General features: G+C 66.1%; 22 protein-coding genes. 11 read left to right on the forward strand and 11 right to left on the reverse strand.

Translation table 11 applies throughout. The annotated features are described in order from the left end of the window. Positions 1-34 precede the first annotated feature (34 nt). Positions 35-520, reverse strand: coding sequence for a GAF domain-containing protein (locus tag ACUTAG_RS13840; RefSeq protein WP_148317459.1), 486 nt, complete (start codon positions 518-520; stop codon positions 35-37). Between the two features lie 168 nt (positions 521-688). On the opposite strand from ACUTAG_RS13840, the gene ACUTAG_RS13845 reads away from it, so the two are divergent. From ACUTAG_RS13845 to ACUTAG_RS13865, 5 genes are all read left to right on the forward strand, one after another. Next, positions 689-1,891 (forward strand): aminotransferase-like domain-containing protein, encoded by a 1,203-nt coding sequence (locus tag ACUTAG_RS13845; protein WP_049051967.1) that lies wholly within the window; start codon positions 689-691, stop codon positions 1,889-1,891. 100 nt (positions 1,892-1,991) lie between these two features. Continuing rightward, a complete protein-coding gene (gene ubiA, locus ACUTAG_RS13850; RefSeq protein ID WP_020925851.1) occupies positions 1,992-2,918 on the forward strand; it encodes a 4-hydroxybenzoate octaprenyltransferase in 927 nt (308 codons plus the stop codon). Positions 2,919-2,988: 70 nt separating this feature from the next. Beyond that, positions 2,989-3,399, forward strand: a complete 411-nt coding sequence (locus ACUTAG_RS13855) for a DUF1090 domain-containing protein (protein ID WP_148317461.1) — start codon at positions 2,989-2,991, stop codon at positions 3,397-3,399. 381 nt (positions 3,400-3,780) lie between these two features. Beyond that, positions 3,781-4,170, forward strand: coding sequence for a DUF4148 domain-containing protein (locus ACUTAG_RS13860; protein WP_006389675.1), 390 nt, complete (start codon positions 3,781-3,783; stop codon positions 4,168-4,170). A 205-nt stretch (positions 4,171-4,375) separates the two neighbouring features. After that, on the forward strand, positions 4,376-5,494 hold the full coding sequence (locus ACUTAG_RS13865; protein ID WP_058665530.1) for a saccharopine dehydrogenase family protein: 1,119 nt from the start codon (positions 4,376-4,378) through the stop codon (positions 5,492-5,494). Positions 5,495-5,573: 79 nt separating this feature from the next. On the opposite strand, the gene glcC is transcribed toward ACUTAG_RS13865, so the two are convergent. Further along, on the reverse strand, positions 5,574-6,332 hold the full coding sequence (gene glcC / locus ACUTAG_RS13870) for a transcriptional regulator GlcC (protein ID WP_006389673.1): 759 nt from the start codon (positions 6,330-6,332) through the stop codon (positions 5,574-5,576). 236 nt (positions 6,333-6,568) lie between these two features. Here glcC and ACUTAG_RS13875 point away from each other — a divergent pair, with 236 nt between their 5' ends. The 3 genes from ACUTAG_RS13875 to ACUTAG_RS13885 all read left to right on the forward strand — a co-directional run bounded on the left by ACUTAG_RS13875 (position 6,569) and on the right by ACUTAG_RS13885 (position 10,638). After that, positions 6,569-8,743, forward strand: coding sequence for a malate synthase G (locus tag ACUTAG_RS13875; protein WP_047993121.1), 2,175 nt, complete (start codon positions 6,569-6,571; stop codon positions 8,741-8,743). A 114-nt stretch (positions 8,744-8,857) separates the two neighbouring features. Next, positions 8,858-9,475, forward strand: coding sequence for a TetR/AcrR family transcriptional regulator (locus ACUTAG_RS13880; protein WP_020925847.1), 618 nt, complete (start codon positions 8,858-8,860; stop codon positions 9,473-9,475). A 305-nt stretch (positions 9,476-9,780) separates the two neighbouring features. After that, a complete protein-coding gene (locus ACUTAG_RS13885; RefSeq protein WP_058665528.1) occupies positions 9,781-10,638 on the forward strand; it encodes a hypothetical protein in 858 nt (285 codons plus the stop codon). Positions 10,639-10,772: 134 nt separating this feature from the next. Here ACUTAG_RS13885 and ACUTAG_RS13890 read toward each other — a convergent pair whose 3' ends face one another. The 6 genes from ACUTAG_RS13890 to ACUTAG_RS13915 all read right to left on the reverse strand — a co-directional run bounded on the left by ACUTAG_RS13890 (position 10,773) and on the right by ACUTAG_RS13915 (position 15,652). Continuing rightward, positions 10,773-11,363, reverse strand: a complete 591-nt coding sequence (locus tag ACUTAG_RS13890) for a TetR/AcrR family transcriptional regulator (protein ID WP_006389668.1) — start codon at positions 11,361-11,363, stop codon at positions 10,773-10,775. A gap of 131 nt (positions 11,364-11,494) precedes the next feature. Further along, positions 11,495-11,800 (reverse strand): DUF4148 domain-containing protein, encoded by a 306-nt coding sequence (locus tag ACUTAG_RS13895; RefSeq protein WP_020925844.1) that lies wholly within the window; start codon positions 11,798-11,800, stop codon positions 11,495-11,497. 80 nt (positions 11,801-11,880) lie between these two features. Beyond that, a complete protein-coding gene (locus ACUTAG_RS13900) occupies positions 11,881-12,186 on the reverse strand; it encodes a DUF4148 domain-containing protein (protein WP_006389666.1) in 306 nt (101 codons plus the stop codon). A 264-nt stretch (positions 12,187-12,450) separates the two neighbouring features. Beyond that, positions 12,451-13,179, reverse strand: coding sequence for a class I SAM-dependent methyltransferase (locus ACUTAG_RS13905; protein WP_148317463.1), 729 nt, complete (start codon positions 13,177-13,179; stop codon positions 12,451-12,453). A gap of 484 nt (positions 13,180-13,663) precedes the next feature. Next, the gene (gene ssb / locus ACUTAG_RS13910; protein ID WP_026382027.1) at positions 13,664-14,185 is read right to left on the reverse strand and encodes a single-stranded DNA-binding protein; all 522 of its coding nucleotides are present in this window, start codon (positions 14,183-14,185) and stop codon (positions 13,664-13,666) included. Between the two features lie 282 nt (positions 14,186-14,467). After that, complete coding sequence (locus ACUTAG_RS13915; RefSeq protein WP_148317465.1) at positions 14,468-15,652, reverse strand: MFS transporter; 1,185 nt, start codon at positions 15,650-15,652, stop codon at positions 14,468-14,470. A 134-nt stretch (positions 15,653-15,786) separates the two neighbouring features. Here ACUTAG_RS13915 and uvrA point away from each other — a divergent pair, with 134 nt between their 5' ends. After that, positions 15,787-18,642, forward strand: a complete 2,856-nt coding sequence (gene uvrA / locus ACUTAG_RS13920) for an excinuclease ABC subunit UvrA (protein WP_020925836.1) — start codon at positions 15,787-15,789, stop codon at positions 18,640-18,642. 29 nt (positions 18,643-18,671) lie between these two features. Continuing rightward, entirely contained in the window at positions 18,672-19,334 is a 663-nt protein-coding gene (locus ACUTAG_RS13925) for a glutathione S-transferase family protein (RefSeq protein WP_148317467.1), read from the forward strand. An 86-nt stretch (positions 19,335-19,420) separates the two neighbouring features. Here ACUTAG_RS13925 and ACUTAG_RS13930 read toward each other — a convergent pair whose 3' ends face one another. Genes ACUTAG_RS13930 through ACUTAG_RS13940 form a run of 3 tightly spaced genes read right to left on the reverse strand, consistent with a single transcriptional unit; the run spans position 19,421 to position 22,289 of the window. Further along, positions 19,421-20,548 carry a deoxyguanosinetriphosphate triphosphohydrolase gene (locus tag ACUTAG_RS13930; protein WP_006389660.1) on the reverse strand — a complete coding sequence of 376 codons (1,128 nt, stop codon included), beginning with the start codon at positions 20,546-20,548 and terminating at the stop codon, positions 19,421-19,423. Between the two features lie 26 nt (positions 20,549-20,574). Next, positions 20,575-21,651 (reverse strand): 3-dehydroquinate synthase, encoded by a 1,077-nt coding sequence (gene aroB, locus ACUTAG_RS13935; RefSeq protein ID WP_148317469.1) that lies wholly within the window; start codon positions 21,649-21,651, stop codon positions 20,575-20,577. Beyond that, complete coding sequence (locus ACUTAG_RS13940) at positions 21,648-22,289, reverse strand: shikimate kinase (RefSeq protein ID WP_006389658.1); 642 nt, start codon at positions 22,287-22,289, stop codon at positions 21,648-21,650. Before ACUTAG_RS13940 ends, aroB begins: the two co-directional genes overlap by 4 nt. A gap of 115 nt (positions 22,290-22,404) precedes the next feature. Between ACUTAG_RS13940 and ACUTAG_RS13945 the strand changes: the two genes are divergently transcribed. Then, entirely contained in the window at positions 22,405-24,852 is a 2,448-nt protein-coding gene (locus ACUTAG_RS13945) for a penicillin-binding protein 1A (protein ID WP_006389657.1), read from the forward strand. Positions 24,853-24,897 lie beyond the last annotated feature (45 nt).

The following is a 24,897-nucleotide window of genomic DNA, read 5'->3' on the forward strand; positions in this document are numbered from 1 at the left end:
CGATGCGCAAATCTACCGGGCCGCCGCCATGCTGTCAACGCAGGCTGGCCAGGAAGACCGCGCACAACGCTTCCATGCCCTGGCGATCGTCTTCGTCGAAACGGTCCGGCACCGGGCTGTCCACGTCCCACACGCCGATCAACTCGCCCTGGTGCACCAGCGGCACCACGATCTCGGAACGCGAGGCCGCGTCGCAGGCGATGTGGCCGGGGAAGGCATGCACGTCGGGCACGAGCTGCGTCTGGCGCTGGCTGGCGGCCGCGCCGCACACGCCGCGATCGAGTGGAATGCGCACGCAGGCCGGCTTGCCCTGGAACGGCCCCAGCACCAGTTCCGTGCCGTCAAATAGGTAGAAGCCCACCCAGTTCAGGTCGGGCAGCGCCTGGTAGGCGAGCGCGCTCAGGTTGGCGGCGTTGGCGATGCGGTCGTGCTCGCCGTCGAGCAGGGCGCGGGCCTGTTTGGTCAGTTCGGCGTACAGCGCGGCCTTGGACTCGGCGGCGATCGGGGCGGCTTCAAACATATGTATAAATGTAACTGTACAGGCGATTATCGATGCAAGTGATTTTAGGGGCAGCCTGCGATAAAGGGGCCGCCTTGCTACGCTGTGGGACAATAGTTTACGCAGCAACGTCTTTACCGCTCCGTTGTCATCACCCCGTCACCCCCCTTCTTGATTAAGAAGCAAGCCATGGACAAGCCTCTCGAACCGACGTTCGCCTTTTCCGAACGCGCCCAGCAACTCACCAGCTCCGCCATCCGCGAGATCCTCAAGGTCACCGAGCGTCCCGAAGTCATTTCGTTCGCAGGCGGCCTGCCGGCGCCCGGCGGCTTCCCGGTGGAAGTAGTGCGTGCGGCATTCGACAAGGTACTGTCCACCAACGGCCGCGCGGCCCTGCAATACGGCCCCACCGAAGGCTATGCGCCGCTGCGCCAATGGGTCGCCGACGACCTGAACCGCGCCGGCGCCAACATCGCCGCCGACCAGACCCTGATCGTGTCCGGCTCGCAGCAGGCCCTGGACCTGCTGGGCAAGGTGCTGATCGACAAGGACAGCAAGGTGCTGGTCGAAGACCCCAGCTACCTCGGCGCGCTGCAATCGTTCAGCCTGTACCAGCCCAAGTTCGTGCCGGTGCCCACCGACGATGGCGGCCTGATCCCCGAAGCCATCACCCCCGAACTGGCCGCCGGCGCGCGCTTCCTGTACGCGCTGCCCAACTTCCAGAATCCCACCGGCCGCACCCTCAGCCTGGAACGCCGCATCGCGCTGGTCAAGCGCGCCGCCGAACTGGGCCTGACCATCATCGAGGACGATCCCTACGGTGAACTGCGCTACGCCGGCGAACCGCAACCGGGCCTGATCGCGCTGGCCGCCGAGTATGGCGCCAACGTGGTGCGCCTGGGCACGTTCTCCAAGGTGCTGGCCCCCGGCCTGCGCCTGGGCTACATCGCCGCCGCCCGCCCGCTGATCAACAAGCTGGTGCAAGCCAAGCAGGCCACCGACCTGCACACGCCCACGCTGACCCAGATGGCCGTGTACGAAATCGTCAAGGACGGCTTCCTGGAAGAACACCTGCCCAACGTGCGCGAAATCTACCGCGCCCAGGGCAGCTGCATGCTCGAAGCCATCGCCCGTGAATTCCCGTCCACCGTCAGCTGGACCAAGCCCGAAGGCGGCATGTTCATCTGGCTCACGCTGCCCGAACACATCGACAGCACCAAGCTGCTGGAAAAGGCCATCGCCCAGAACGTCGCCTTCGTGCCGGGCGCGCCGTTCTATTGCGGCGCCGGCCGCGCCAACACGCTGCGCCTGAGCTTCGCCACCGTGCCGGAGGACAAGATCCGCACCGGCATCGCCATCCTGGGCAAGCTGCTCAAGGAATACACGGCCTGAAAACCGGGTCCTGAACACCCTTGACGGTTCCGCGGCCGGGCGCATTGCCCGGCCGTTGTTTTATGCTGTCGGCTTTCCTCCCATTTCTTTCGCCGTGACAGTGAGCGCTCCGCAATCCTCTCCCGTCGACCTCAGCGACATTGTTTTCACCGACTGGGTCGAACGTTGGCTGCCCAAATCGTGGCGGCCCTACGCCCGGCTATGCCGGCTCGACCGCCCCATCGGCACCTGGCTGACGCTGCTGCCCTGTATCGCCGCCCTGGTCCAGGCCGCCGGCGGACTGCCAGACCTGCAACGCCTGGTGGTGTTCTCGCTGGGCGCGCTGCTCATGCGCGGTATCGGCTGCACCGTCAACGACATGTGCGACCGCAACTTCGACAAGCACGTCGAACGCACCCGCTTCCGTCCGCTCACCAGCGGCCAGCTCAGCATGCGTAATGCGGTCTGGTTCTTGATCGGCCAATTGCTGGTCTGCGGCTCGCTGCTTTTCTTCCTGAATGGCATGAGCCGCTGGCTCGCCGTGGCCGTCTTGCCGTTCGTTTTCATCTATCCGCTGTGCAAGCGCGTCACCTACTGGCCGCAGGTCGTCCTGGGCATCTGCTTCAACTGGGGCATGCTGATGGCCTGGTCGGATACGCAGAACCACGTGCCCCTGGCCGCCATCGCGATGTGGTTCGGCGCAGTGCTGTGGCAGGTGGGTTACGACAGCATCTACGCCTACGTCGATGTGCGCGACGACCGCAGCCTGGGCCTGCATTCCACGGCCATGCGCTTCGGTGACCAGGGCAAGCTGTGGATCGGCGGCTTCTATCTGGCCACCGTGATCCTGTGGGCCTGGGGCGGCCATGCCATCGGCATGTCATGGGCCTATTACGTCGGCATGGCGGCCATCGCCGCGCACCTGGCATGGCAGTTGAAGGTGTTCGACATCCAGCGTCCGGATCGCAATTTCATGCTGTTCCGCGCCAATCTCTGGCTGGGCGCGATCCTGGTCGCGGCGGCGCTTGCCGGCACCCTGATCGCCTGATCCGGCGCATTGCGGACACCCCCCGCTTGGGGGATGATGGCCGCTCCGACACGCTTTACGGAGACCACGCATGTCCGCATTGACCAAAACCCTGCTGGCCCTGGCTTCGGCCAGCGCCTTGCTCGGCGCCCTGCCCGCCCACGCCCAGGCCACCACCGATTGCTCCGCCCAGCGTGGCTGCGCCGCGAAGTTCTGCCATCTGGAAAACGAAATCACCTATGCGCGCGCCCACGGCAACACGCACCGGGTGGCCGGCTTGCAGAAGGCGCTGGCCGAAGCCAAGGCGTACTGCACCGACAGCCGCCTGCAATCGCGGCGCGAAGCCGACGTGCGCGACAAGCAGAACAAGGTTTCCGAGCGCGAAGACGAGCTCAAGGCCGCCCGCGCCAAAGGCAAGCAGGAAAAGATCGACAAGGCCCAGCGCAAGCTGGATGAAGCCCGCGCCGAATACGACGCCGCGCTGGCCGACCTGAACCGCTGACCTGGTTTCCCCTTACCCGCCCCGTGGCCTCGACCTCGGGGCGGCGTATCCCGCCTCGCCCCCCCACTTCGTCACTCGCCCGCCGCCGACCGCCGGCGCGCCTTGCCGCCCCCACAACGGCCGGACGCACGGCGCCGATGGGGGGCGCTCGTCCGCCAACCACTACCTATTGCGTCATCAAATGGAAATATCGCCACCTATGGTGCCATTTGGTAAGTTGCCAGGCGATTAGTACTTATTTTGGAAAGATGTTTTCAGAGAATAAGGGTTTATCCCAGGGTTATTTAGGCCGAGAATGCATCTCATCGGGACACAGCAAGCGACCCCCGGCAATCAGGCCAGAGGATCGGATCCCAAGCTCAAGACATATGGAGGTCTGCTATGAAAACCCTTGCTACCGCTTTGATGCTGTCCATGTCCGTTCTGGCCGCCGGCGCCCAAGCCGCTGAAGCCGACCAAGGCGCCACCCGCGCCCAGGTCCAGGCCGAACTGCAACAAGCCAAGGTTTCGGGCCAATACACCTTCGGCGAAGAAGGCTACCCCGCCGCCATCGCCCAGAAGTCCAGCCTGACCTCGCAGCAAGTGCAGGAACAGCTGGCCCAGGCCAAGAATGCCGGTGAAGTCACCTTCGGCAACATGGACTACCCGCCCGCCCCGCACGCGGCTGCCACGTCGCTGAGCCGCAGCCAGGTGCAAACCGAACTGGCCCAGGCCAAGGCGGAAGGCCTGGTCACCTTCGGCAATATGGACTACCCCCCCATGGGCAGCTGATTGCACGGCCTGGTCTCCAGGCCCCGCAATCCACCCGAAAAGCCCTCCGGCCTCACCCGGAGGGCTTTTCTTTTGACGATTCGACATTCAATTAAGTCATAACGACGCCACTCATAGCCGTTACGACGCTTTGCTATCTACAAATCGACAGCGCCCGCGCATAGGATGAGGCCAATTCCCTCCCCCTCTATGCAGGAGTCGCACCATGTCCACCTCCACCAAGCCCGTCCTCCTCCTGGGCGCCGGCAAAATCGGGTTCGCCATTGCCCTGATGCTCGAACGCAGCGGCGACTATTCGGTCCTGGTTGCCGACCAGGACTCGGCACGGCTGAACCTCGTCGCGGAACTGGGCTGCGACACCCGCCAGATCTCGGACGACGCGTCCCTGGCCCGCTGCATCGAGGGCCGCTATGCGGTCGTCAACGCCCTGCCGTTCCACCGCGCCATCGCCGTCGCGCAGATGTGCGCGCAGGCCGGCGTGCATTATTTCGACCTGACTGAAGACGTCGCCAGCACCCATGCCATCCAGGCGCTGGCCGCAGACGCCCGCGCCGTGCTGATGCCGCAGTGCGGCCTGGCTCCGGGCTTCATCGGTATCGTCGGCAATGCGCTGGCGCGACGCTTCGACACGCTGCTGGACCTGCGCATGCGCGTGGGCGCGCTGCCGCGCTATCCGTCCAACAGCCTGCGCTACAACCTGACGTGGAGCACCGAGGGGCTCATCAACGAATACTGCAACCCATGCGAGGCCATCGTCGACGGCCAATTGACCAGCGTGCCGGCGCTGGAGGGCTACGAGACCTTCGCGCTGGACGGCGTCGAGTACGAAGCCTTCAACACCTCGGGCGGCCTGGGCACGCTGCCTGCAACGCTGGTGGGCCGCGCGCGCAATGTCGATTACAAGTCGGTGCGCTATCCCGGCCACTGCAACCTGATGAAGCTGCTGCTCAACGATCTGCGGTTGCGCGATCGCCGCGACCTGCTAAAGGACATTTTCGAAACCGCCATTCCCACCACCGAGCAGGACGTGATCGTGATCCAGGCGCAGGCCTCGGGCCATCGCCACGGCCGGCTGGAAGAAGAGTCATACCCCATCCGCGTATTCGGCGCGGACGTCGACGGCCACCGACTCAGCGCCATCCAGCTGTCCACGGCCGCCGGCATCTGCGCGGCGCTGGACCTGGTGGCGCAGGGCACGCTGCCGCAACGCGGTTTCGTGGGCCAGGAACAGATCCCGCTGGAAGCCTTGCTGGGCAATCGCTTTGGCCGCGTCTATGCCGGCAAGCCGCTGGCATTGGCGGGCGCCATGACCGAGGACCGCTGAGGGCGGCGATGGTCGCTGACGGTAGGCCGCGAGCCGTCGCAACGCGCGGCCGTCGTTACCGTTGGCGCGCGCAACGCGGCTAGGCCCAGCCTTCCAGGCGCAGTGTCGCCCGCACCAGCCGCTGTTCTTCCTGCTCGATTTCCGCCAGGTTCTGCCGCACGCTGTCGACATGGTCGGCCGCGGCGCGGCGCGCCTGCTCCGGCTGGCGCGCGATCACGGCATTGAACAGCCGCGCGTGCTGCTTGTCGATCTGGCGCTTCGCGGGTTCACGGTGATACAGGTTGTTGACACAGGCGAACACCGACCCGAGCATCAGGTCGTTGAGCGACTGCAGCGTATGCACCAGCACCGGGTTGTGCGAGGCCTCGCAGATGGCCAGGTGGAACGCGTGATCCAGGTGCGCATGGGTGGCGGTGTCGGCCGATTGCGCGTTCACCATTTCGTCGTAACGGCGGCGGATCATGATGAAGTCGGCCTGCGTGCCACGCAGGGCCGCCAGCCGTGCCGAATCGGCCTCCAGCAGGGAGCGCACTTCGAGCAGGTCGTACAGCGTGCGCGGTTGCGAATTGAACAGGTGCATCAGCGGCCCGGCGTCGACCTTCGAGATGCGCGCCACGAACGAACCCTTGCCCTGCGAAGTGTGGATGATTTCACGCGCGCGCAGCAGTTTCAGGCCTTCGCGCAGCGCGGTGCGCGACACGCCCAGCTTTTCCGTCAGCCGCCGCTCCGACGGCAGCGCCTGGCCAGCCTTCAGGACGCCGTCCAGGATCAGGCGCTCGATGCGCTCCGCCACTTCATCCGCCACCTGGCGGGGTTTCGCTTCAGTTTCCGCGTGCATGCGTTCTCCGGACCAGTGGTATGACCAAGCGCCAACAGCAAACCGCCTGCCACCTACCACCTGCGTAAGTAACTGATATAAAACCATAAAAAAACGATGTTTGCCGAGCCGGGCGCAAACAAACTGGTATGACCAGCAGGTTTTGATATGGACTTTGCAGCGGGCGCGAACGATGATGTGTGGACAGATTCGCCCGGCGCGCGCGCCGTCCAGACCTCCTACCGTCAGAGATCCGCATGACTCAACGCATCCAGCACCACGGCCTGCAAGTGGCGGCCAATCTCAGCCAGTTCATCGACCAAGAGGCGCTGCCCGGCTCCGGGCTGGCCGCTGACGCGTTCTGGAAGGGGTTCGCCGCCCTGGTGCATGACCTGGCGCCCAAGAACCGCGCCCTGCTGGCCGAACGCGATCGCCTGCAGGCCGAACTCGACGCCTGGCATCGCGCCCATCCCGGCCCCATCGCCGATCCGGCCGCCTACCGCCAGTTTCTGGAAGGCATCGGCTACCTGTTGCCCCAACCGGCCAGCGTGCGCGCCACCACCGACAATGTCGACACCGAGATTTCGCAGCAGGCCGGCCCGCAACTGGTGGTGCCGGTGTCCAACTCCCGCTACGCCCTGAATGCCGCCAACGCGCGCTGGGGCAGCCTGTACGACGCGCTGTACGGCACTGACGCGATTCCCGCCACGCCCGGCGACGGCGGCGCCGGCTACAACCCCGAACGCGGTCGCGCCGTCATCGCCCGCGCCCGCGCCTTCCTGGATGAGGCCGCGCCGCTGGCGCAGGGCTCGCACACCGACGCCCGCGGCTACACGGTCGAGAATGGCCAGCTCAAGGTGGCGCTGGCCAATGGCGCCACCACGCTCAAGAACCCGGCCCAGTTCACCGGCTACCAGGGCGACGCGGCGGCTCCCGGCGCCATCCTGCTCAAGAACAACGGCCTGCATTTCGAGATCCAGATCGACCGCGCCCATACCATCGGCGCCACCGACGCGGCCGGCGTCAAGGACGTGCTGGTCGAGGCCGCGCTGACCACCATCATGGATTGCGAGGACTCGGTCGCCGCGGTCGACGCCGACGACAAGGTCCACATCTACCGCAACTGGCTCGGCCTGATGAAGGGCGACCTGACCGAAGCCGTCACCAAGGGCGGCAAGACCTTCACCCGCAAGCTCAATCCCGACCGCCAGTACACGCGTCCGGACGGCTCGGCCCTGACGCTGCACGGCCGTTCGCTGATGTTCGTGCGCAACGTCGGCCACCTCATGACCAACCCGGCCGTGCTCGACCGCGACGGCCAGGAGATCCCGGAGGGTATCCTCGACGCCGTGGTCACCAGCCTGGCGGCGCTGCAGGACCGCAATCGCAAGCTGAACTCGCGCACCGGTTCGGTCTACATCGTCAAACCCAAGATGCACGGCCCCGCGGAGGCCGCATTCGCCAGCGAGCTGTTCGACCGCGTCGAAGACCTGCTGGGCCTGCCGCGCAATACCCTGAAAATGGGCATCATGGATGAAGAGCGCCGCACCAGCGTCAACCTCAAGGCCTGCATCGCGGCCGCGGCGTCGCGCGTGGCGTTCATCAACACCGGGTTCCTCGATCGCACGGGCGACGAAATGCATTCCAGCATGGAGGCCGGCCCCATGCTGCGCAAGGGCGACATGAAGTCCACCGCCTGGATCACCGCCTACGAACGCAACAACGTGCTGGTCGGCCTGGACGCCGGCCTGCGCGGCCGCGCCCAGATCGGCAAGGGCATGTGGGCCATGCCCGACCTGATGGCAGCCATGCTCGAACAGAAGATCGGACATCCCAAAGCCGGCGCCAACACTGCGTGGGTGCCTTCGCCGACCGCGGCGACGCTGCACGCGCTGCACTACCACCAGGTGGACGTGCAGGCGGTCCAGCAGGAACTCGAACGTACCCGGCTCGACAGCGTGCGCGACGAGTTGCTGGCGGGCCTGCTGACGGTGCCCGTGGGTGATCGCTCCAAGTGGTCCGCCGCCGACATCCAGCAGGAACTGGACAACAACGTCCAGGGCATCCTGGGCTACGTGGTGCGCTGGATCGACCAGGGCGTGGGCTGCTCCAAGGTGCCGGACATCCACAACGTCGGTCTGATGGAAGACCGCGCCACGCTGCGCATCTCCAGCCAGCACATCGCCAACTGGCTGCGCCACGGCGTCACCAACCGCGACCAGGTCATGGAAACCTTCCAGCGCATGGCCAAGGTGGTGGACGGCCAGAACGCCGGCGATCCCCATTACCTGCCGATGGCCGGCAACTTCGACGGCTCGCTGGCGTTCAAGGCGGCTTGCGCGCTGGTGTTCGAAGGCCTGACCCAGCCCAACGGCTACACCGAGCCACTGCTGCACAAGTTCCGCCTGGAGTTCAAGGCCGCCCGGGCCTGATTGCCGCCGGCCACGGCGACGCATACCCCTACCGGACAGCCTCGGCTGTCCTTTTTTTGGCCGGCATCTGCAAGAGGTCGCCATTTTTCGCACAGTCGTGCTAAATTCGATCGCATGACTGCCAAGACCGAAAAAAGCGAGCTGACTTTCGCGGCCATCGTGGACGCGGCCCTGGACATGGCCGCCGCCCAGGGGCTCGAGAGCCTGTCGCTCGGCCAGGTGGCCAAACGCCTGGACATCAGCAAGAGCGGCGTGTTTTCGCGGGTCGGATCGCGCGAGGCCTTGCAGCAGGCCGTTCTGGACGAGTACGAGCGCCGCTTCGTCGCCGCGGTCTTCACGCCCGCGATGGCCCGGCCTCGCGGCCTGCCGCGCCTGAACGCGTTGATGAACCTGTGGATCGAGCGTGCGTGCAATGTCGAGCTGCTGACCGGCTGTATCTACATCGCCGGCGCCTTCGAGTTCGACGATGTCGAATCCCCTCTGCGCGAGATCCTGGAAAACAACCTGCGCCGCTGGCGTGGAGTGATGGTGCGCACGGTGCGACAGGCGCTGGACGAAGGCCATCTGCGCCCGGATACCGATCCCGAACAGCTCGTGTTCGAGGTCTACAGCCTGATGATCGGGCTGATGCACGATGCCCGCTTCCTGCGCGATCCGAAGGCGCGCGAACGGGTGCGGGCCGCCTACGAGCGCCTGATTTCGACCTATCGCAGTTTCAAGTACATCGAGTAGTCGTCACCACGGGAGCCGGCGCCAGCCGGCATTGTTTTCGACAAATTTCGCACGATCGTGCGATTTTAGGGGCATGGAGCGGATCATGGTTTTCTACATCGGCGCAGCACTGGCAGTGGCGGGGCTGGCCCGCATATGGTTCCTGTGGCGCGCGCTGCTGCGCCAGTTACCTGATCTGTCGTGCCACCTCGTGCTGTTCTGAAAAAAGCGCGCGCCGAGGCAGGCGCGGACGGATGCCGGCAAGATGCTCGCGTGGAGCGCACGTCCCAGTCTATATTTCGTACTCACTCCCCGCCCGTGCCTCCATGTCGCGTTCCGTTCATCTCCTGATCATCGATCCGCAGAATGATTTCTGCGACCTGCCCGCCAGCCACCTGCCCGCCGATCCCCTGACCGGCCAGGCCATCGCACCCGCGCTGCCGGTGCCCGGCGCGCACGCCGACATGCAGCGACTGGCGCGCTTCATCGACGCCGCCGCGCCGGCTCTTTCGGCCATTACCGTCACGCTGGATTCGCACCACCGGCTGGACATCGCCCATCCGACGTTCTGGCGCACCGGCGATGACCGTGCGGTCGCTCCCTTCACCCCTATCACCGCTGGCCAGGTACGCTCGGGCGCCTTCCTGCCGCGCCATGCCGACGACCTGCCGCGCACGCTGACCTACCTGGACGAACTGGAAGCGCGTGGCCGCTACACCCTGATGGTATGGCCGGTGCATTGCGAGATCGGCACCTGGGGCCACAACGTCCACGCCGACGTGCGCGCGGCTTATGCCAGGTGGGAAGACGAACGCCAGTTCATCGTGCGCAAGGTGCCCAAGGGCGCCAACCCCTGGACGGAACACTACAGCGCGCTCATGGCCGAGGTGCCCGACGCCGACGATCCACGCAGCCAGCTCAACCGCCGGCTGCTCGATTCCCTGGACCGCGCCGATCTCATCATCGTGGCCGGCGAAGCCGGCAGCCACTGCGTCAAGGCTACGGTCGAACACATCGCCGAATACCTGCCGGGCGGCAACCTGTCGCGCGTGGTGTTGCTGACGGATTGCATCAGTCCGGTCACGGGTTTTGGCGATGCCCAGGCCAGTTTCCTGCAACGCATGCGCGACCTGGGTATGCAGGCACGGACCAGCGTCGACATGGCGCGCGCACTGACCGTCTGACGCGGAAGGCCAGACGCTCCCTTGAGCAACGACGGTGGCAGGCGATTCGCGAGGCTCCCTTGATCAATGCCGCAAACACAACGGCCGCAAGCTGACGCGTTGCGGCCGAGTTGGTGGACGACAGAGAAAGCGGGTCAGGCGGCGGGCTTGTCCTGGCATTCGACGTACAAGGCGCTGATCGCCTCGCACAACGCCGGCGGCGCCTGGAACAGGCGCGACACCAGCATGCAGCCCTGCACCGTGGCGAACACCGCCCGGCCGGCCGCTTCGGCGCTGCCCGAGAACTTCAGGGTGCCTTCTTCGGCGCCTTGCGCCAGCACACGGGCCAACCAGGCTTCGTGCGCGCGGAAAAATCCCTGCAACGCGCCGCGCACGCGGTCGGGCAAGCTCATCATTTCGGCGGCCAGCATGCCGCCCAGGCACAGTTCGCCGTGGCCACAGGCCTTCGATTCCATCATCGACAGATAGGCGTCGAGCTGGGCGTGGGCCGGCTGCGCGGTATCGATGCTGCGCACCGAAGCCAGGGCGCGGGCGCTATAGGCTTCGACGGCCTCGTAGAGCAGGTCGTCCTTGCCGGGAAAGTAGTAGTGGATGCTGGACGTCTTCACGCCCACGTGCTCGGCCAGGTCACGATAGCTGAAGCCGTTGCAGCCGCGGGTACGGATCAGCTTCTCGGCATGGGCCAGCAGCTGGTCGCGGGTGGTGTTGGGGGTCGGAGTGTCCATGGCTGAATATTACCTACTAATAGGTCGATACGTCATCGGCGGTAATCCCTATGCGGCGCTCCGGTGCAACCGTGCGAACCCCGGCCGGGAATGTTCCCGCCCCCCGGGGTTCGCAGTGGCCGGCATCGGACTCAGCCTTGCACGGGCGGGTAGTCCAGTTCGCCGCTGTCGGTCAGGCCCTGGGCGCGGGCGGCGGCCAGTTCCTGCTTGACCTGGGCGCGGCTCTTGTCGCCGGCGCTGGCGAAAGCGGTGGCGGCGGAGCCGTCTTCGGTGCTGACCAGTTCACCGTTGGCACGGGCGGCGGCCAGTTCTTGCTGCACCTGGGCGCGGGTCACCGTGCTGTGGGTGTCGGCGGCGGGCGGATAGTCCAGTTCGCCGGCATGGGCGGCGCCGAGGAACGAAGCGGTCAGGATCAGGGCGGATACGAGGGTCTTCATGGTTGATCTCCAGTAAGGATCAGTACTGCACGATGGGAAAGATGCTATCTATCTGTAGATAGGTTTGATGCCGAGAAAAATCAGCCTTGGACGGGCGGATAGTCCAGTTCACCGCTGTCGGTCAGGCCTTGGGCGCGGGCGGCAGCCAGCTCCTGCTTGACCTGGGCGCGGCTCTTGTCGCCGGCGCTGGCAAAGGCGGTGGCGGCCGAACCCTCTTCGGTGCTGACCAGTTCACCGTTGGCGCGGGCGGCGGCCAGTTCTTGCTGCACCTGGGCACGGGTCACGGTGCTGTGGGTGTCCAGAGCGGGCGGGTAGTCGAGCTCGCCGGCTTGGGCGGCACCGATGAAGGAAGCGGACAGGATCAGGGCGGATACGAGGGTCTTCATGATGGATCTCCAGATAACGATGGTGAGGTTGTTTCGGTTAAACTATCTACTTATAGGTAGATAACAAGGCAAATAAAAAGGGGTGCTACTGTATTTCTGGTTTGGGGCGGCGCCGCGTTGTTGTCTGAGTGCTGCGTCGATGGATGAATCTTACCTACTACTAGATAGATAGCGCAAGTGGGTTTTGTGAAACTAAATATTTCATAGCGCCATTCCACGCTTTCTCCATGTTTTTCCTCGTGGCCAGCCGCCGTTGAGGCTCCCTCACCGGTTGGCCGAGACCAACAGCATCATGGGCCGATCCTGTTCCTCCGCCAGCGCTGGCTGGCGGGCAAGCTGGGTTGGACTCGGCGCCCATTCATCCAGGTGTGCCAGCGTGAATCCGGCGCCTATCAGCAGGTTCACGTAATCCGCCACGGTGCGATGCTGCTTGATCACCCCTTTGGCCAGCCAATCTGTGCGCCGCTCGCCGCGCACGGCGTATTGATTCAACGGCCAGATCCGGCGTCCATCGTCATCCTGGATGAAGCCGGGCTGCGCCGGCGCGGTGTAGATGGGATGTTCACAGGAAAACACGAAGCGGCCGCCGGGCCGGAGCGCCTGGCGCACAGTGGCGATCAGGGCTGGCAGGCGCTCAAGGTAATGCAGGGTCAATGAACTGTAGGCCAGGTCGACGCTTTGCGGCGGCAACTGCAGACGTTCCAGGTCCGAACGTTCGTAGCGGATGGTGGCACTGATGGTGGTGGCGCGTGCCCGCGCCAGCATGTTCCGGGACACGTCCAGCCCCAGGACACTGGCCGCGCCCTGCTCATCGGCCCAACGGCAGAACCAGCCGAAACCGCAGCCCAGGTCGACCACGTCGCAGCCCCTGACATCGGCCAGCAACGCCCGCAGCGCGGGCCATTCCGGCGCCCCGTCCAGGCCATGCACCGAGCGGGCCAGGCGGCTGTAGCCGTCGAAGAATTCAGGCGTGTCGTAGATGTTCTGGGTCATGGATGGCTCCTGGGTTGCCGGTGGATATGGCCACGGCGTACGGACAGCGATCATCCTAACGCGAGTCGGGGGGCCTCTTCGACCCTGTTGAAAAGCTGTGGAAAAGCCCCGGATAGCGGTGTACAAGCTGTGAAGATGCTGTGCGCAGCCTGTGGATAGATGGCCCCGGGATACGCGTGGATCGAGTCTGCATGCGGCTCCGGGACAGGCAGCGGTTTGAAGAATGCGATCCCGGCAGGTGGTTGCACCCTATCGCCGCCAGGGCGACTCAAAGCCGTCCTGGAAGGGGACTTGTGTACAAGCTGTGGAAAAGGCCCGAATATCGGTGGGCAAGCTGTTGACATGCTGTGCACAGCCTGTGGACAGCCTCGGCGATTCCCCAGGGAAACCGGGCTGGATCGAGCCAAGACAGGGCCCAGACGGCACAAAGCCCGGCAAGCGCAAGGCTTGCCGGGCTTTGTTGTTGACTGCCGCGAACGCGCGATCAGAACGGAATGTCGTCGTCCATGTCGGCCAGGTTGGCGCCGCCACCGGCGGGCGCGGCCTGCGGTGCCGGACGCTGCTGCGGCGCCGGGCGCTGGGCCGGGGCGCGTTGCTGCGGCTGGCGTGCCGGCGCGTCGTCGTAACCGCCGCCACCGCCGTAGCTGCCGCCACCGCCGCCGCCATCTTCGCGGCCGCCCAGCATCTGCATCTGATCCGCGACGATTTCGGTGCTGTAGCGGTCAGCGCCGGTGTCCTTGTCCTGCCACTTGCGGGTCTTCAGGCGGCCTTCGATGTAGACCGAGCGGCCCTTCTTCAGGTATTCGCCGGCGATCTCGGCCAGGCGGTTGTACATGACCACGCGGTGCCATTCGGTTTCTTCGCGGCGCTCGCCCGAGGCCTTGTCCTTCCAGGTGGAGGTGGTGGCGATGGACATGTTGCAGATTGCGGCCCCGTCGGGGCTGTAGCGGACTTCCGGGTCGCGACCCAGGTTGCCCACGAGAATGACTTTGTTAACCGATGCCATGCCGTTGTCCCTCTGTTGTTGACAGCCTGTGCCACGCGTTGCCGCGAGCGCGCCGGCAACAACATAAATAGCGATGTTGAAGACCGGCTTCATGAAACTCGCCGGTCACCGCCATGATGACCGGCGACGCCGGTGAAGCCCTAGTTTGCCTTCTATTATCGACGAAAAGCGCTTGCCACGCCAAACAGGAATGGTGACAAAGCCGTCCACCCAGGGAAACGATTTCACCGCTGTTGGACACCGTTGGCGACGCGATCCGCGACTTTCGCCGATCGCGCCAGATCAGGCCAGCGGCTTGAGGGCCCAGGTCACGGCCAGCCACACGGCGGCCAGCACGGCGGCGCCGATGAACACCGCGCCAGCGCCGGAATGCGACGCCACCCAGCCGCCCAGCGCGCCGCCCGTGAACAGGCCCGCGGCCTGGGCAGTGTTATAGAACCCCAACGCCAGCCCCTTGTAGGCCTGCGGCGCCACGCGCGACACCAGCGAAGGCTGCAATGCCTCGAGCACGTTGAAGGCCACGAAGAAGCCGGTCAGGGCCACCGCCAGCGTGTAGAAACCGTGGCTGGCCACCGGCAACAACGCGCACACCAGCACCAGCCCGGCCACGGCGGCGCGCAGGGCGCCCCGATGGGCGCGGCGCTTTTCGGCGACGAACACCACCGGCACCATCAGCACGAACGACACCAGGATCACCGGCAGGTAGACCTTCCACAACTCGCGCGCATCCAGGCCGCCGACCTTGGCCAGCAGCGCCGGCACCACCACGAACAGCGACACCTGGATCATGTGCAGAACGAACACGCCGAAATTCAGTCGCAGCAGGTCGGTGTGGGTCAGCACCTGGCGCGGACTGGCGGCCTGCATGCTGCGGGCCTGCGTGCGCGGCACCACCGGCACCACCCAGCGCGCCACCGCCAGGCAGACCACGCCCAGGCAGGCGATGGTCCAGAACAGGCCCGACAGCCCCCACCAGCCCACCAGCACCGGCGACAGCACCAGCGAAGCGGCAAACGACAGGCCGATCGACCCGCCCACCATGGCCATGGCGCGGGTGCGCACTTCGTCCCGCGTGGCGTCGGCCAGCCAGGCGGTCACGGCGGCCGAAATGGCCCCGGCGCCCTGGATGGCGCGGCCGATGGTGATCCAGAACACGTCGTCGGCCTGCGCACAGACCACGCTGCCCGCCACGAACAGCAGCAGGCCGAACAGCACCACCGGCCGGCGGCCCCAGCGATCGGAGGCCAGCCCGAAGGGAATCTGCATGAACGCCTGGGTCAAGCCGTACATGCCCAGCGCCAAGCCGACGCGGGCGGGATCGTCCCCCCCGGGCAGGCCACGGGCGGCCACGGCAAACACCGGCAGCAACAGGAACAACCCCAGCATCCGGGCGGCGAACAAACCGGCCAGCGCCACGCTGGCGCGGCGCTCGGAGGGGGTCAATTTCAGTTTCGTGTCTGCCGGCATGCGGAATGTTCAACGATGACGTGGGCCGTCCGCGCGTGATTGTCATGCGCTTACGGTCTGATCTATGGCCTGAGGACTCGGCGCGCTATAGTACCAAGTTGGCCTTTGCAACCGCTTAAAAGAGCCCGATAGACGTGACCATACGCATTCGGGGTGCCCGCACCCACAATCTCAAGAACGTCTCGCTGGACCTGCCGCGCCACAAGCTGGTGGTGGTCACGGGCCTGTCCGGCTCGGGCAAGTCGTCGCTGGCGTTCGATACGCTTTATGCGGAAGGGCAGCGGCGCTACGTCGAAAGCCTGTCCGCGTATGCCCGCCAGTTCCTGCAACTGATGGACAAGCCCGACGTCGACCTGATCGAGGGCCTGTCGCCGGCCATCTCGATCGAGCAAAAGGCGGCGGGCCACAACCCCCGCTCCACCGTCGGCACCATCACCGAAATCCACGATTACCTGCGCCTTTTGTATGCGCGGGTCGGCACGCCCTATTGTCCGGACCATGGCCTGCCGCTGCAGGCGCAGAGCGTCAGCCAGATGGTGGACGCGGTGCTGTCCTGGCCGGCCGAAACACGGCTGGCGGTGCTGGCCCCCATCGCCCGCGGCAAGAAGGGCAGCTTCGAGGACGAATGCGCCAGCCTGCAGGCACAGGGCTATGTGCGCCTGCGCGTGGACGGCCAGATGGTCGAAATCGACGGCATGGCGCCGCTGAAGAAAACCGAGAAGCACGACATCGACGTGGTCATCGACCGCCTGCGCATCAAGCCCGAAAGCAAGCAGCGCCTGGCCGAGAGCTTCGAGACGGCGTTGCAGCTGGCCGATGGCCGCGCCCTGGCGCTGGACATGGACGGCGGCCGCGAACAGGTGTTCTCCAGCCGCTACGCCTGCCCCGTTTGCAGCCACAGCCTGCCGGAACTGGAGCCACGCCTGTTCAGCTTCAACAATCCGATGGGCGCCTGCCCCAGTTGCGACGGCATCGGCCAGGTCGGTTTCTTCGATCCCAAGCGCGTGGTCGCCTTCCCCGAGCTGAGCCTGGCGGCCGGCGCCATCCGCGGCTGGGACCGCCGCAACGCCTTCACCCATTCGCTGCTGACCAGCCTGGCGGCGCACTACGAATTCGACATCGAGGCGCCCTTCGAGGACCTGCCAGAGGCGCTGCGCGACAAGGTGCTGTACGGCTCGGGCGACGAGGAAATCTCGTTCCTCTACCTGAACGAAAAAGGCCGCAGCACCGTCAAGCGCCACACCTTCGAAGGCGTGATCCCGAACCTCGAACGCCGTTGGCGCGAGACCGATTCGGCCACCGTGCGCGAAGAATTGGGCAAGTACCGCAACATCAAGACCTGCCCCGACTGCGGCGGCTCGCGCCTGCGGCCGGAAGCGCGCAACGTGTTGATCGGCCAGGACCCGCGTGGCGGCGAACGCCATGGCCAGGCCATCTATGAAGTCGAGGCGATGCCGCTGTCGACCTGCCTGGCGTGGTTTCGCGACCTGACGCTGGCCGGCGCCAAGCAGGAGATCGCGCAGCGCATCGTGCGCGAGATCGAGGCACGCCTGAGCTTCCTGAACAACGTCGGCCTGAACTACCTGTCGCTGGACCGCAGCGCCGACACCATCTCCGGTGGCGAAGCCCAGCGCATCCGCCTGGCCAGCCAGATCGGCTCCGGCCTGACGGGCGTGATGTACGTGCTGGACGAACCCTCCATCGGCCTGCACCAACGCGACAACGACCGCCTCATCGGCACGCTGCAGCACCTGCGCGACCTGGGCAACAGCGTCATCGTGGTCGAGCACGACGAAGACATGATCCGCATGGCCGACTGGGTCGTGGACATGGGGCCGGGCGCGGGCGAGCATGGCGGCGAAGTGGTGGCGCAGGGCGATCCCGAGACCGTGCAGCGCGACCCCAACTCGCTCACCGGCCAGTACCTGAGCGGCCAGCGCGCCATCGCCATCCCCAAGCGCCGGCCGGTCACCGACGACCTGCCCTGGCTGACGCTCACGGGCGCCAGCGGCAACAACCTCAAGAACGTCGACCTGCGCCTGCCCGCCGGCCGGCTGATCTGCGTCACCGGCGTGTCCGGCTCGGGCAAATCGACCCTGGTCAACGACACCCTGGCGGTGGCGGTGTCGCGCCAGCTGCATCATGCGCAGAGCGAGCCGGCGCCCTACGTTGCGATGCAGGGCCTGGAGAACTTCGACAAGATCATCAGCGTCGACCAGAGCCCGATCGGTCGCACCCCGCGCAGCAATCCGGCCACCTACACCGGCCTGTTCACGCCGATCCGCGAGCTGTTCGCGGGCGTGCCCGAGGCCCGCACCCGCGGCTACGACCCCGGCCGCTTCAGCTTCAACGTCAAGGGCGGGCGCTGCGAGGCCTGCCAGGGCGACGGCGTGGTCAAGGTCGAGATGCACTTCCTGCCCGACATGTACGTGCCCTGCGACGTGTGCCACGGCAAGCGCTACAACCGCGAAACGCTCGAGATCCGCTATCGCGGCCGCAACATCAGCGAAGTGCTAGACCTGACGGTCGAGCAGGCGCTGGAGTATTTCGAATCGGTGCCGGCGATCGCGCGCAAGCTGCACACGCTGATCGACGTGGGCCTGTCGTACATCCGGCTGGGCCAAAGCGCCACCACGCTGTCGGGCGGCGAAGCGCAACGCGTGAAGCTGTCGCAGGAACTGTCGCGGCGCAGCACCGGGCGCACCCTGTACATCCTGGACGAACCCACCACCGGCCTGCATTTCCGCGACATCGAGCTGCTGCTGCAGGTGCTCAACCAGTTGGTCGACAGCGGCAACACGGTGCTCATCATCGAACACAACCTGGACGTCATCAAGACCGCGGACTGGCTCGTCGACATGGGCCCGGAAGGCGGCGACGGCGGCGGGCGCGTGGTGGCGCAAGGCACGCCGGAAGACGTGGCGGCCGCGCCGGAAAGCCATACCGGACACTATCTCGGCAAACTGCTGCGCCGCACGCCAGGCGGATAGGCGACGCGGCGTCACTTTAGGGGATCGGCATGTACACCTTGATCATCGGCAACAAGAACTACTCCTCCTGGTCGCTGCGCCCCTGGCTCGCGCTGCGCGCCACCGGCGTCGCCTTTACCGAACAGAAGCTCGGCCTGTTCACCGAGGCCTTCGCCCGCCACCTGGCGACGATCACGCCCGCCGGCCTGGTGCCGGTGCTGCTGGACGGCGACCTGGCGGTCTGGGATTCGCTGGCGATCTGCGAATACGTGGCCGAGCAGCGTCCCGAAGCCGGCCTGTGGCCGCAGGATGCGCGCGCCCGTGCCCGCGCCCGCTCGCTGGCCGCGCAGATGCACAGCGGTTTCGGCGCATTGCGCCAGGCGTTGCCGATGAACATCGAGGCGCACCTGCCCGGCCTCGACATCCCCGAGGCCGCGCGCCAGGACATTTCCCGCATGCATGCCATCTGGCAGGACACGCGCGCCGAGTTCGGCAAGGGCGGCCCGTTCCTGTTCGGCGCCTTCTCGATCGCCGATGGGTTCTTCGCGCCGGTGGTGTCGCGCTTCGTCACCTACGGCATTGCCGCGGCCGGCCCGGTGCGCGACTACATGGACGCGGTCCTGGCCTTGCCGGCGATGCAGGAATGGATGCGCGACGCGCGCGCCGAAGCCACCTTCGTCGAGGCCGACGAGCCTTACCGCAAGCACCGCTGACGCCGATGTCATCGCGTGGGACCGTCAGCGGCCGGCCGGCTCGCGGGCCGGGGCCTGTGCGAGGCTCCTTTTAACGTCAACAGGCCCTACACCATGTCGAACAAGCGTTTGTGTTCGCGGATGGCATAGCGGTCGGTCATGCCGGCGATGTAGTCGGCGATGGCACGCGCCTGGTCATTGAATGTCGCGCGGCGATAGTCGGGCGGCAGCAGGCGCGGATCGTCCAGGAACGCGGCGAACAGCTCTCGCACGATACGGCGCGCCTTGGTGGTCATGCGCAGCACGCGGTAATGCCGATAAAGATTGTCGAACAGGAATTTCTTCAGTTCATCGGCCTCGCGCCGTATGCCGTCCGAAAACCCGGCCAGCGGCGGCGCGCGGCGCACGTCGTCGGCGCTGGCCGGCGCCGCGTCGCGAATGCGCGCCAGCGACGTGCGCGTCAGGTCGCCGATCAGCGTGTTGATCATGCGACGGATGGTCTCGGCCACCGCGCGGCGCGAAGCCAGGTCGGGATAACGCGCCAGCACCTCGGCGTAATGGCGCTGGAAGATGGACACGCCCTGCAGCTGCTCCAGCGTGATCAACCCGGAGCGCAGGCCATCGTCGATATCGTGATTGTTGTAGGCCACTTCGTCCGCCAGGTTGGCGATCTGCGCCTCCAACGAAGGCTGGGTGCGCGCCAGGAAGCGCTCGCCCACCGCGCCCAGCTGCCGCGCATGGGCCGCCGAGCAGTGCTTGAGGATGCCCTCGCGGGTCTCGAAGCACAGGTTCAGTCCGTTGAAGTCGGCATAGCGTTCTTCAAGCTCGTCGACCACCCGCAGGCTCTGCAGGTTGTGCTCAAAGCCGCCAGCCTCGGGCGCCAGCTCGCGCATGCAGGCGTTGAGCTCGTCCTGGCCGGCATGGCCGAACGGCGTGTGGCCCAGGTCGTGCGCCAGCGAAATGGCTTCGGTCAGGTCTTCGGACAGCCCCAGGCTGCGCGCCAGGGTGCGCGCGATCTGCGCCACTTCCAGGCTGTGTGTCAGCCGAGTGCGGAACAGATCCCCTTCGTGGTTCACGAAGACCTGCGTCTTGTACTCCAATCGCCGGAATGCGCTCGAGTGGACGATACGGTCGCGGTCGCGCTGGAATTCGCTGCGGTTCTCCGGCGCGGGTTCAGCATAGGTCCGGCCGCGCGATCGGGACGGGTCGGATGCATAGGAAGCCAGTTCTTTCATCTGCGACACCGTCTCTCCTGCGGTATTTACTGCGTGGTTCGGGCCAATACGGCGCGCACGGCATCGGCCGGCGCCGCCCGCATCATCGCTGCCCCGATGCGGCTCATGAGCACATAGCGGATCTCGCCGCCCTCGGTCTTCTTGTCGACCTGCATCAGGTCCAGCCAGCGGTCGGCCCCAAGGTCGGGCGCGACCACGGGGCAGCCGATGGCCTCGACCAGGCCGCGCACACGGGCCACGTCGGCGCGCGGGAAGTCCGCCACGTCCGCCGACAATTCCGCAGCCTGCACCATGCCACAGCCCACCGCCTCGCCATGCAGCCAGGCGCCATAGCCCAGGCCGGCCTCGATGGCGTGGCCGAAGGTATGGCCCAGATTGAGGATGGCGCGCAGGCCGGATTCGCGTTCGTCCTTGCCCACCACCTGCGCCTTCAGCTCGCAGGAGCGGCGGATGGCGTAGGCAACGGCCTGCGGATCCAGGCTGCGCAATTTCTGCGCATTCTGTTCGCACCACTCCCAGAACACCGGGTCTAGGATCAGGCCGTACTTGATGACCTCGGCCAGGCCCGCTGATACCTCGCGCGCCGGCAGCGTGGCCAGCACGGCGGTGTCGATCTCGACCGCCAGCGGCTGGTAAAACGCGCCGATCATGTTCTTGCCCAGCGGATGGTTGACGGCGGTCTTGCCGCCTACCGACGAGTCGACCTGGGCCAGCAGGGTGGTCGGCACCTGCACGAAACGCACGCCGCGCATGTACACCGCGGCGGCAAAGCCGCTCATGTCGCCGATCACGCCGCCGCCCAGCGCCACCAGCACGCAGCGGCGGTCCAGGCGATTGCCCAGCAGCGCGTCGAAGATCAGGTTGAGGGACTGCCAATCCTTGTACGACTCGCCGTCGGGCAATTCGATGCGCAGCACCCGCTTGCCGGTGCGCGCCAGGGCGGCTTCGGCGCGTTCGCCGTACAGCGCCGCCACGGTCGGATTGGTCACCACCGCGATGGCGGTGGCGTCGGCGGGAATGCTCTCGTCCAGGGCATCCAGACGCCCCGGCGCGATGCGGATGGGGTACTGTCCGCCCGGGGTGTCGACCTCAACAACGTTCATATCTGCTTCTCGAAGGCTTGTAATTGCGGCAACAGCGCCTTGACCAGGGTGTGGATGGGCATGGAGCCGGTTTCCACCACCAGATCGGCGACTTCCTTGTAGAGGGGTTCGCGCAGGGTCATCAGGTCGCGCAGCGTGCCGCGCGGATCGGCGGTGGCCAGCAGGGGCCGGTTGCGATCGCGGCAGGTGCGGCGGAACAATTCGTCCACGCTGGCCCGCAAATAGACCACGATGCCACGCTCGCGCAGGCGCGCCCGGTTCTCGGCCGCCAGGATGGCGCCGCCACCGGTGGCGAGAATTATGTTGCGCCGTTGGGTACACTCTTCCAGGGCTGCGGATTCCCGGCGACGGAAACCGGTCTCGCCCTCGATTTCGAAGATTACCGGCACCCGCACGCCACAACGCGCCTCGAGCTCATGATCCAGATCGATAAAATCGCGCCCCAGGGCACGCGCCAGGCCACGGCCGATCGTGGTCTTGCCCGCCCCCATCATGCCCACCAGGAAAATGGGCAGGTCGTGCGGCAACGACACGGCCCTGCCTGCGCACTCCGAAGCGCAGGGCGGGTTTTCGGGCGCCTCGCCAGTGGGCGCCAGGTCCGGATCGGCCTCCGGACATGAGTGAGCGGAAAAGTTCATGACGGCATTATCACATCTGCCGCCAAGTTGCCCGCGCGCCACACTGAACTATCTTGTTACAGAAACCGATCCGCCACGCTGAGGTGGGGCCGGAGATACCCGTAAAATCGCCGCGATGAGCAAGCCGCAGAATTCCTCCAAAAAAGACAAGCCCGCCAATAACGGTTCCCCGATATTGCGTTTTTTCGTCAAGACCGGCATTTTGTTCGCCGGCCTGTTCCTGTGCGGCGTACTGCTGGCGGGCATGGCGCTGGCGCTGGCCTGGCCCAACCTGCCCGACCTGCACGCCATGACGGACTACCGCCCCCGGGTGCCGCTGCGCGTCTACACAGCGGACAAGGTGCTGATCGGCGAGTTCGGCGAAGAACGCCGCAACGTGCTGCGCTTCAATGAAATCCCGGACGTGATGAAGTCCGCGGTGCTGGCGGCCGAAGACGACCGCTTCTACCAGCACGGCGGGATCGACTGGACCGGCGTGGTGCGCGCCGGCCTGACCAACCTGATCAACATGTCCAAGACGCAGGGCGCGAGCACGATCACCATGCAGGTGGCGCGCAATTTCTACCTGTCGTCCGAAAAGACCTACTCGCGCAAGTTCTACGAGCTGCTGCTGACGTTCAAGATCGAATCGGAGCTCACCAAGGACCAGATCCTCGAGCTCTACATGAACCAGATCTACCTGGGCCACCGCGCCTACGGCTTCGCCGCCGCCTCGCGCACCTACTTCGGCAAGCCGCTGTCGGAAGTGACGCCGGCCGAAGCCGCGATGCTGGCCGGCATCCCCAAGGCGCCTTCGCGTTTCAACCCGATCTCCAACCGCCCCCGCGCCGAGCTGCGCCAGCGCTACGTGCTGGGCCGCATGCTGTCGCTGGGCTACCTGACCGAGCCCGAGTACAAGACGGCGATGGCGCAGCAGATCGTCATGAAGTCCGCCGAAGGCACGCCCGCCGGCGGCTACAGCATCCACGGCGAGTACGTGGCCGAACTGGCGCGCCAGCTGCTGTTCAACGTGTACCAGGACAACGTCTATTCGCGCGGCATCAACATCTACACCACGGTCCAGTCCAAGGACCAGGAAGCGGCCTACCGCGCCGTGCGCGAAGGCGTGCTCGAATACACCCGCCGCGCGCCCTACCCCGGCCCCGAAGAACAACTCGACCTGCCCGCGGGCACCGAGAACAACCCCCAGGCCCTGGACGAATTCCTGGATGGCGTGTTCGACAAGTTCAGCGACAGCGGCGACCTGCTGACCGCGGTGGTGTTGTCGGCCAGCCCCACCGAAGTGAAGCTGGCGCGCAGCTCGCGCGAGATCATCACCGTCACCGACAAGAAGGTGCTGGGCGTGGTGGCGCGCGCGCTCAACGACAAGGCCAAGCCCGAGCAGCGCATCAAGCGCGGCTCCGTGGTCTATATCCGCAAGCTGGGCGACAACTGGGAAATCATCAACCTGCCGTCGGTGCAGGCGGCCTTCGTCGCGCTGTCGCCGCAGGACGGCGCGATCCGCGCCATGGTCGGCGGCTTCGACTTCTATCGCGGCAACTTCAACCGCGTGACGCAGGCCTGGCGCCAGCCGGGCTCGAACATCAAGCCATTCATCTACGCCGCGTCGCTCGAGCGCGGCCTGACGCCGGCCACGCAGATCTCCGACCAGCCGTTCGAGCTGACCGCGGCGCAGACCGGCTCCAAGGCCTGGAACCCGAAGAACTACGGCAACCAGTACGAGCCCATGCTGACGCTGCGCCAGGGCCTGTACAAGTCCAAGAACATGGTCTCGATCCGCATCCTGCAGGCCATCGGCCCGCAGTACGCGCAGGACTACCTGACCCGCTTCGGCTTTGACAAGGCGCGCCAGCCCGCGGTGCTGCCGCTGGCGCTGGGCGCCGGCTCGGTGACCCCGCTGCAACTGGCCGGCGCGTTCTCGGTGTTCGCCAACGGCGGCTATCGCGTCACGCCCTACCTGATCGACCGCGTCACCGACAGCAGCGGCAAGATCGTGATGCAGGCCAAGCCCACCGTGGCCGGCGACGCCGCGGCCCGCGCCATCGACCCGCGCACCGCCTGGATCATGGACGACGTGCTGCGCGGCGTGGCCACCTACGGCACCGCCGCCCGCGCCCGCGTGCTGCTCAAGCGCAACGACATCGCCGGCAAGACCGGCACCACCAACGAATCCGTGGACGCCTGGTTCTCGGGCTACACGCCCTCGCTGGTGGCCACCGCCTGGCTCGGCTTCGACCAGCCCAAGTCGCTGGGTTCGCGCGAAACCGGCGGCGGCGTGGCCATGCCGATCTGGGTCGACTACATGCAGGACGTGCTCAAGGGCGTGCCGGAAGAAAAACCGCGCCCCCGTCCCGACGGCATCATCGTCGAGAACGGCGAGTATTACTTCTCGGAATTCCCGCCCGGCCAGGCGGTGGCGCGGCTGGGCCTGCCGCAGGCTGACACGCTGGGTGAGTTCCTGAACGGCCTGAACAGCGACAGCGGCGAGGACAACCGCATCCGGGTCGCGCCGGGCGTGGGCACGCAGAACGCGCAGCCCTGGTCGCAGAAGATCCCGTTCTGAACGGAAAGAAAAAAGAAGGCCGGCGATTCGCCGGCCTTTTCGTTG

It is taken from the genome of Achromobacter sp. CSND-B12, assembly GCF_052906545.1.

Coding starts and splice junctions, on each gene's coding strand:
- ACUTAG_RS13845 (WP_049051967.1), top strand. CDS start 689: ATGGACAAGCCTCTCGAACCGACGTTCGCCTTTTCCGAACGCGCCCAG.
- ACUTAG_RS13940 (WP_006389658.1), bottom strand. CDS start 22,289: ATGAACTTTTCCGCTCACTCATGTCCGGAGGCCGATCCGGACCTGGCG.
- ACUTAG_RS13865 (WP_058665530.1), top strand. CDS start 4,376: ATGTCCACCTCCACCAAGCCCGTCCTCCTCCTGGGCGCCGGCAAAATC.
- ACUTAG_RS13885 (WP_058665528.1), top strand. CDS start 9,781: ATGTCGCGTTCCGTTCATCTCCTGATCATCGATCCGCAGAATGATTTC.
- ACUTAG_RS13930 (WP_006389660.1), bottom strand. CDS start 20,548: ATGAAAGAACTGGCTTCCTATGCATCCGACCCGTCCCGATCGCGCGGC.
- ACUTAG_RS13890 (WP_006389668.1), bottom strand. CDS start 11,363: ATGGACACTCCGACCCCCAACACCACCCGCGACCAGCTGCTGGCCCAT.
- ACUTAG_RS13880 (WP_020925847.1), top strand. CDS start 8,858: ATGACTGCCAAGACCGAAAAAAGCGAGCTGACTTTCGCGGCCATCGTG.
- aroB (WP_148317469.1), bottom strand. CDS start 21,651: ATGAACGTTGTTGAGGTCGACACCCCGGGCGGACAGTACCCCATCCGC.
- glcC (WP_006389673.1), bottom strand. CDS start 6,332: ATGCACGCGGAAACTGAAGCGAAACCCCGCCAGGTGGCGGATGAAGTG.
- ACUTAG_RS13895 (WP_020925844.1), bottom strand. CDS start 11,800: ATGAAGACCCTCGTATCCGCCCTGATCCTGACCGCTTCGTTCCTCGGC.
- ACUTAG_RS13860 (WP_006389675.1), top strand. CDS start 3,781: ATGAAAACCCTTGCTACCGCTTTGATGCTGTCCATGTCCGTTCTGGCC.
- ACUTAG_RS13905 (WP_148317463.1), bottom strand. CDS start 13,179: ATGACCCAGAACATCTACGACACGCCTGAATTCTTCGACGGCTACAGC.
- ACUTAG_RS13840 (WP_148317459.1), bottom strand. CDS start 520: ATGTTTGAAGCCGCCCCGATCGCCGCCGAGTCCAAGGCCGCGCTGTAC.
- ACUTAG_RS13875 (WP_047993121.1), top strand. CDS start 6,569: ATGACTCAACGCATCCAGCACCACGGCCTGCAAGTGGCGGCCAATCTC.
- ACUTAG_RS13855 (WP_148317461.1), top strand. CDS start 2,989: ATGTCCGCATTGACCAAAACCCTGCTGGCCCTGGCTTCGGCCAGCGCC.
- ACUTAG_RS13900 (WP_006389666.1), bottom strand. CDS start 12,186: ATGAAGACCCTCGTATCCGCCCTGATCCTGTCCGCTTCCTTCATCGGT.
- ssb (WP_026382027.1), bottom strand. CDS start 14,185: ATGGCATCGGTTAACAAAGTCATTCTCGTGGGCAACCTGGGTCGCGAC.
- ACUTAG_RS13925 (WP_148317467.1), top strand. CDS start 18,672: ATGTACACCTTGATCATCGGCAACAAGAACTACTCCTCCTGGTCGCTG.
- ACUTAG_RS13915 (WP_148317465.1), bottom strand. CDS start 15,652: ATGCCGGCAGACACGAAACTGAAATTGACCCCCTCCGAGCGCCGCGCC.
- ACUTAG_RS13945 (WP_006389657.1), top strand. CDS start 22,405: ATGAGCAAGCCGCAGAATTCCTCCAAAAAAGACAAGCCCGCCAATAAC.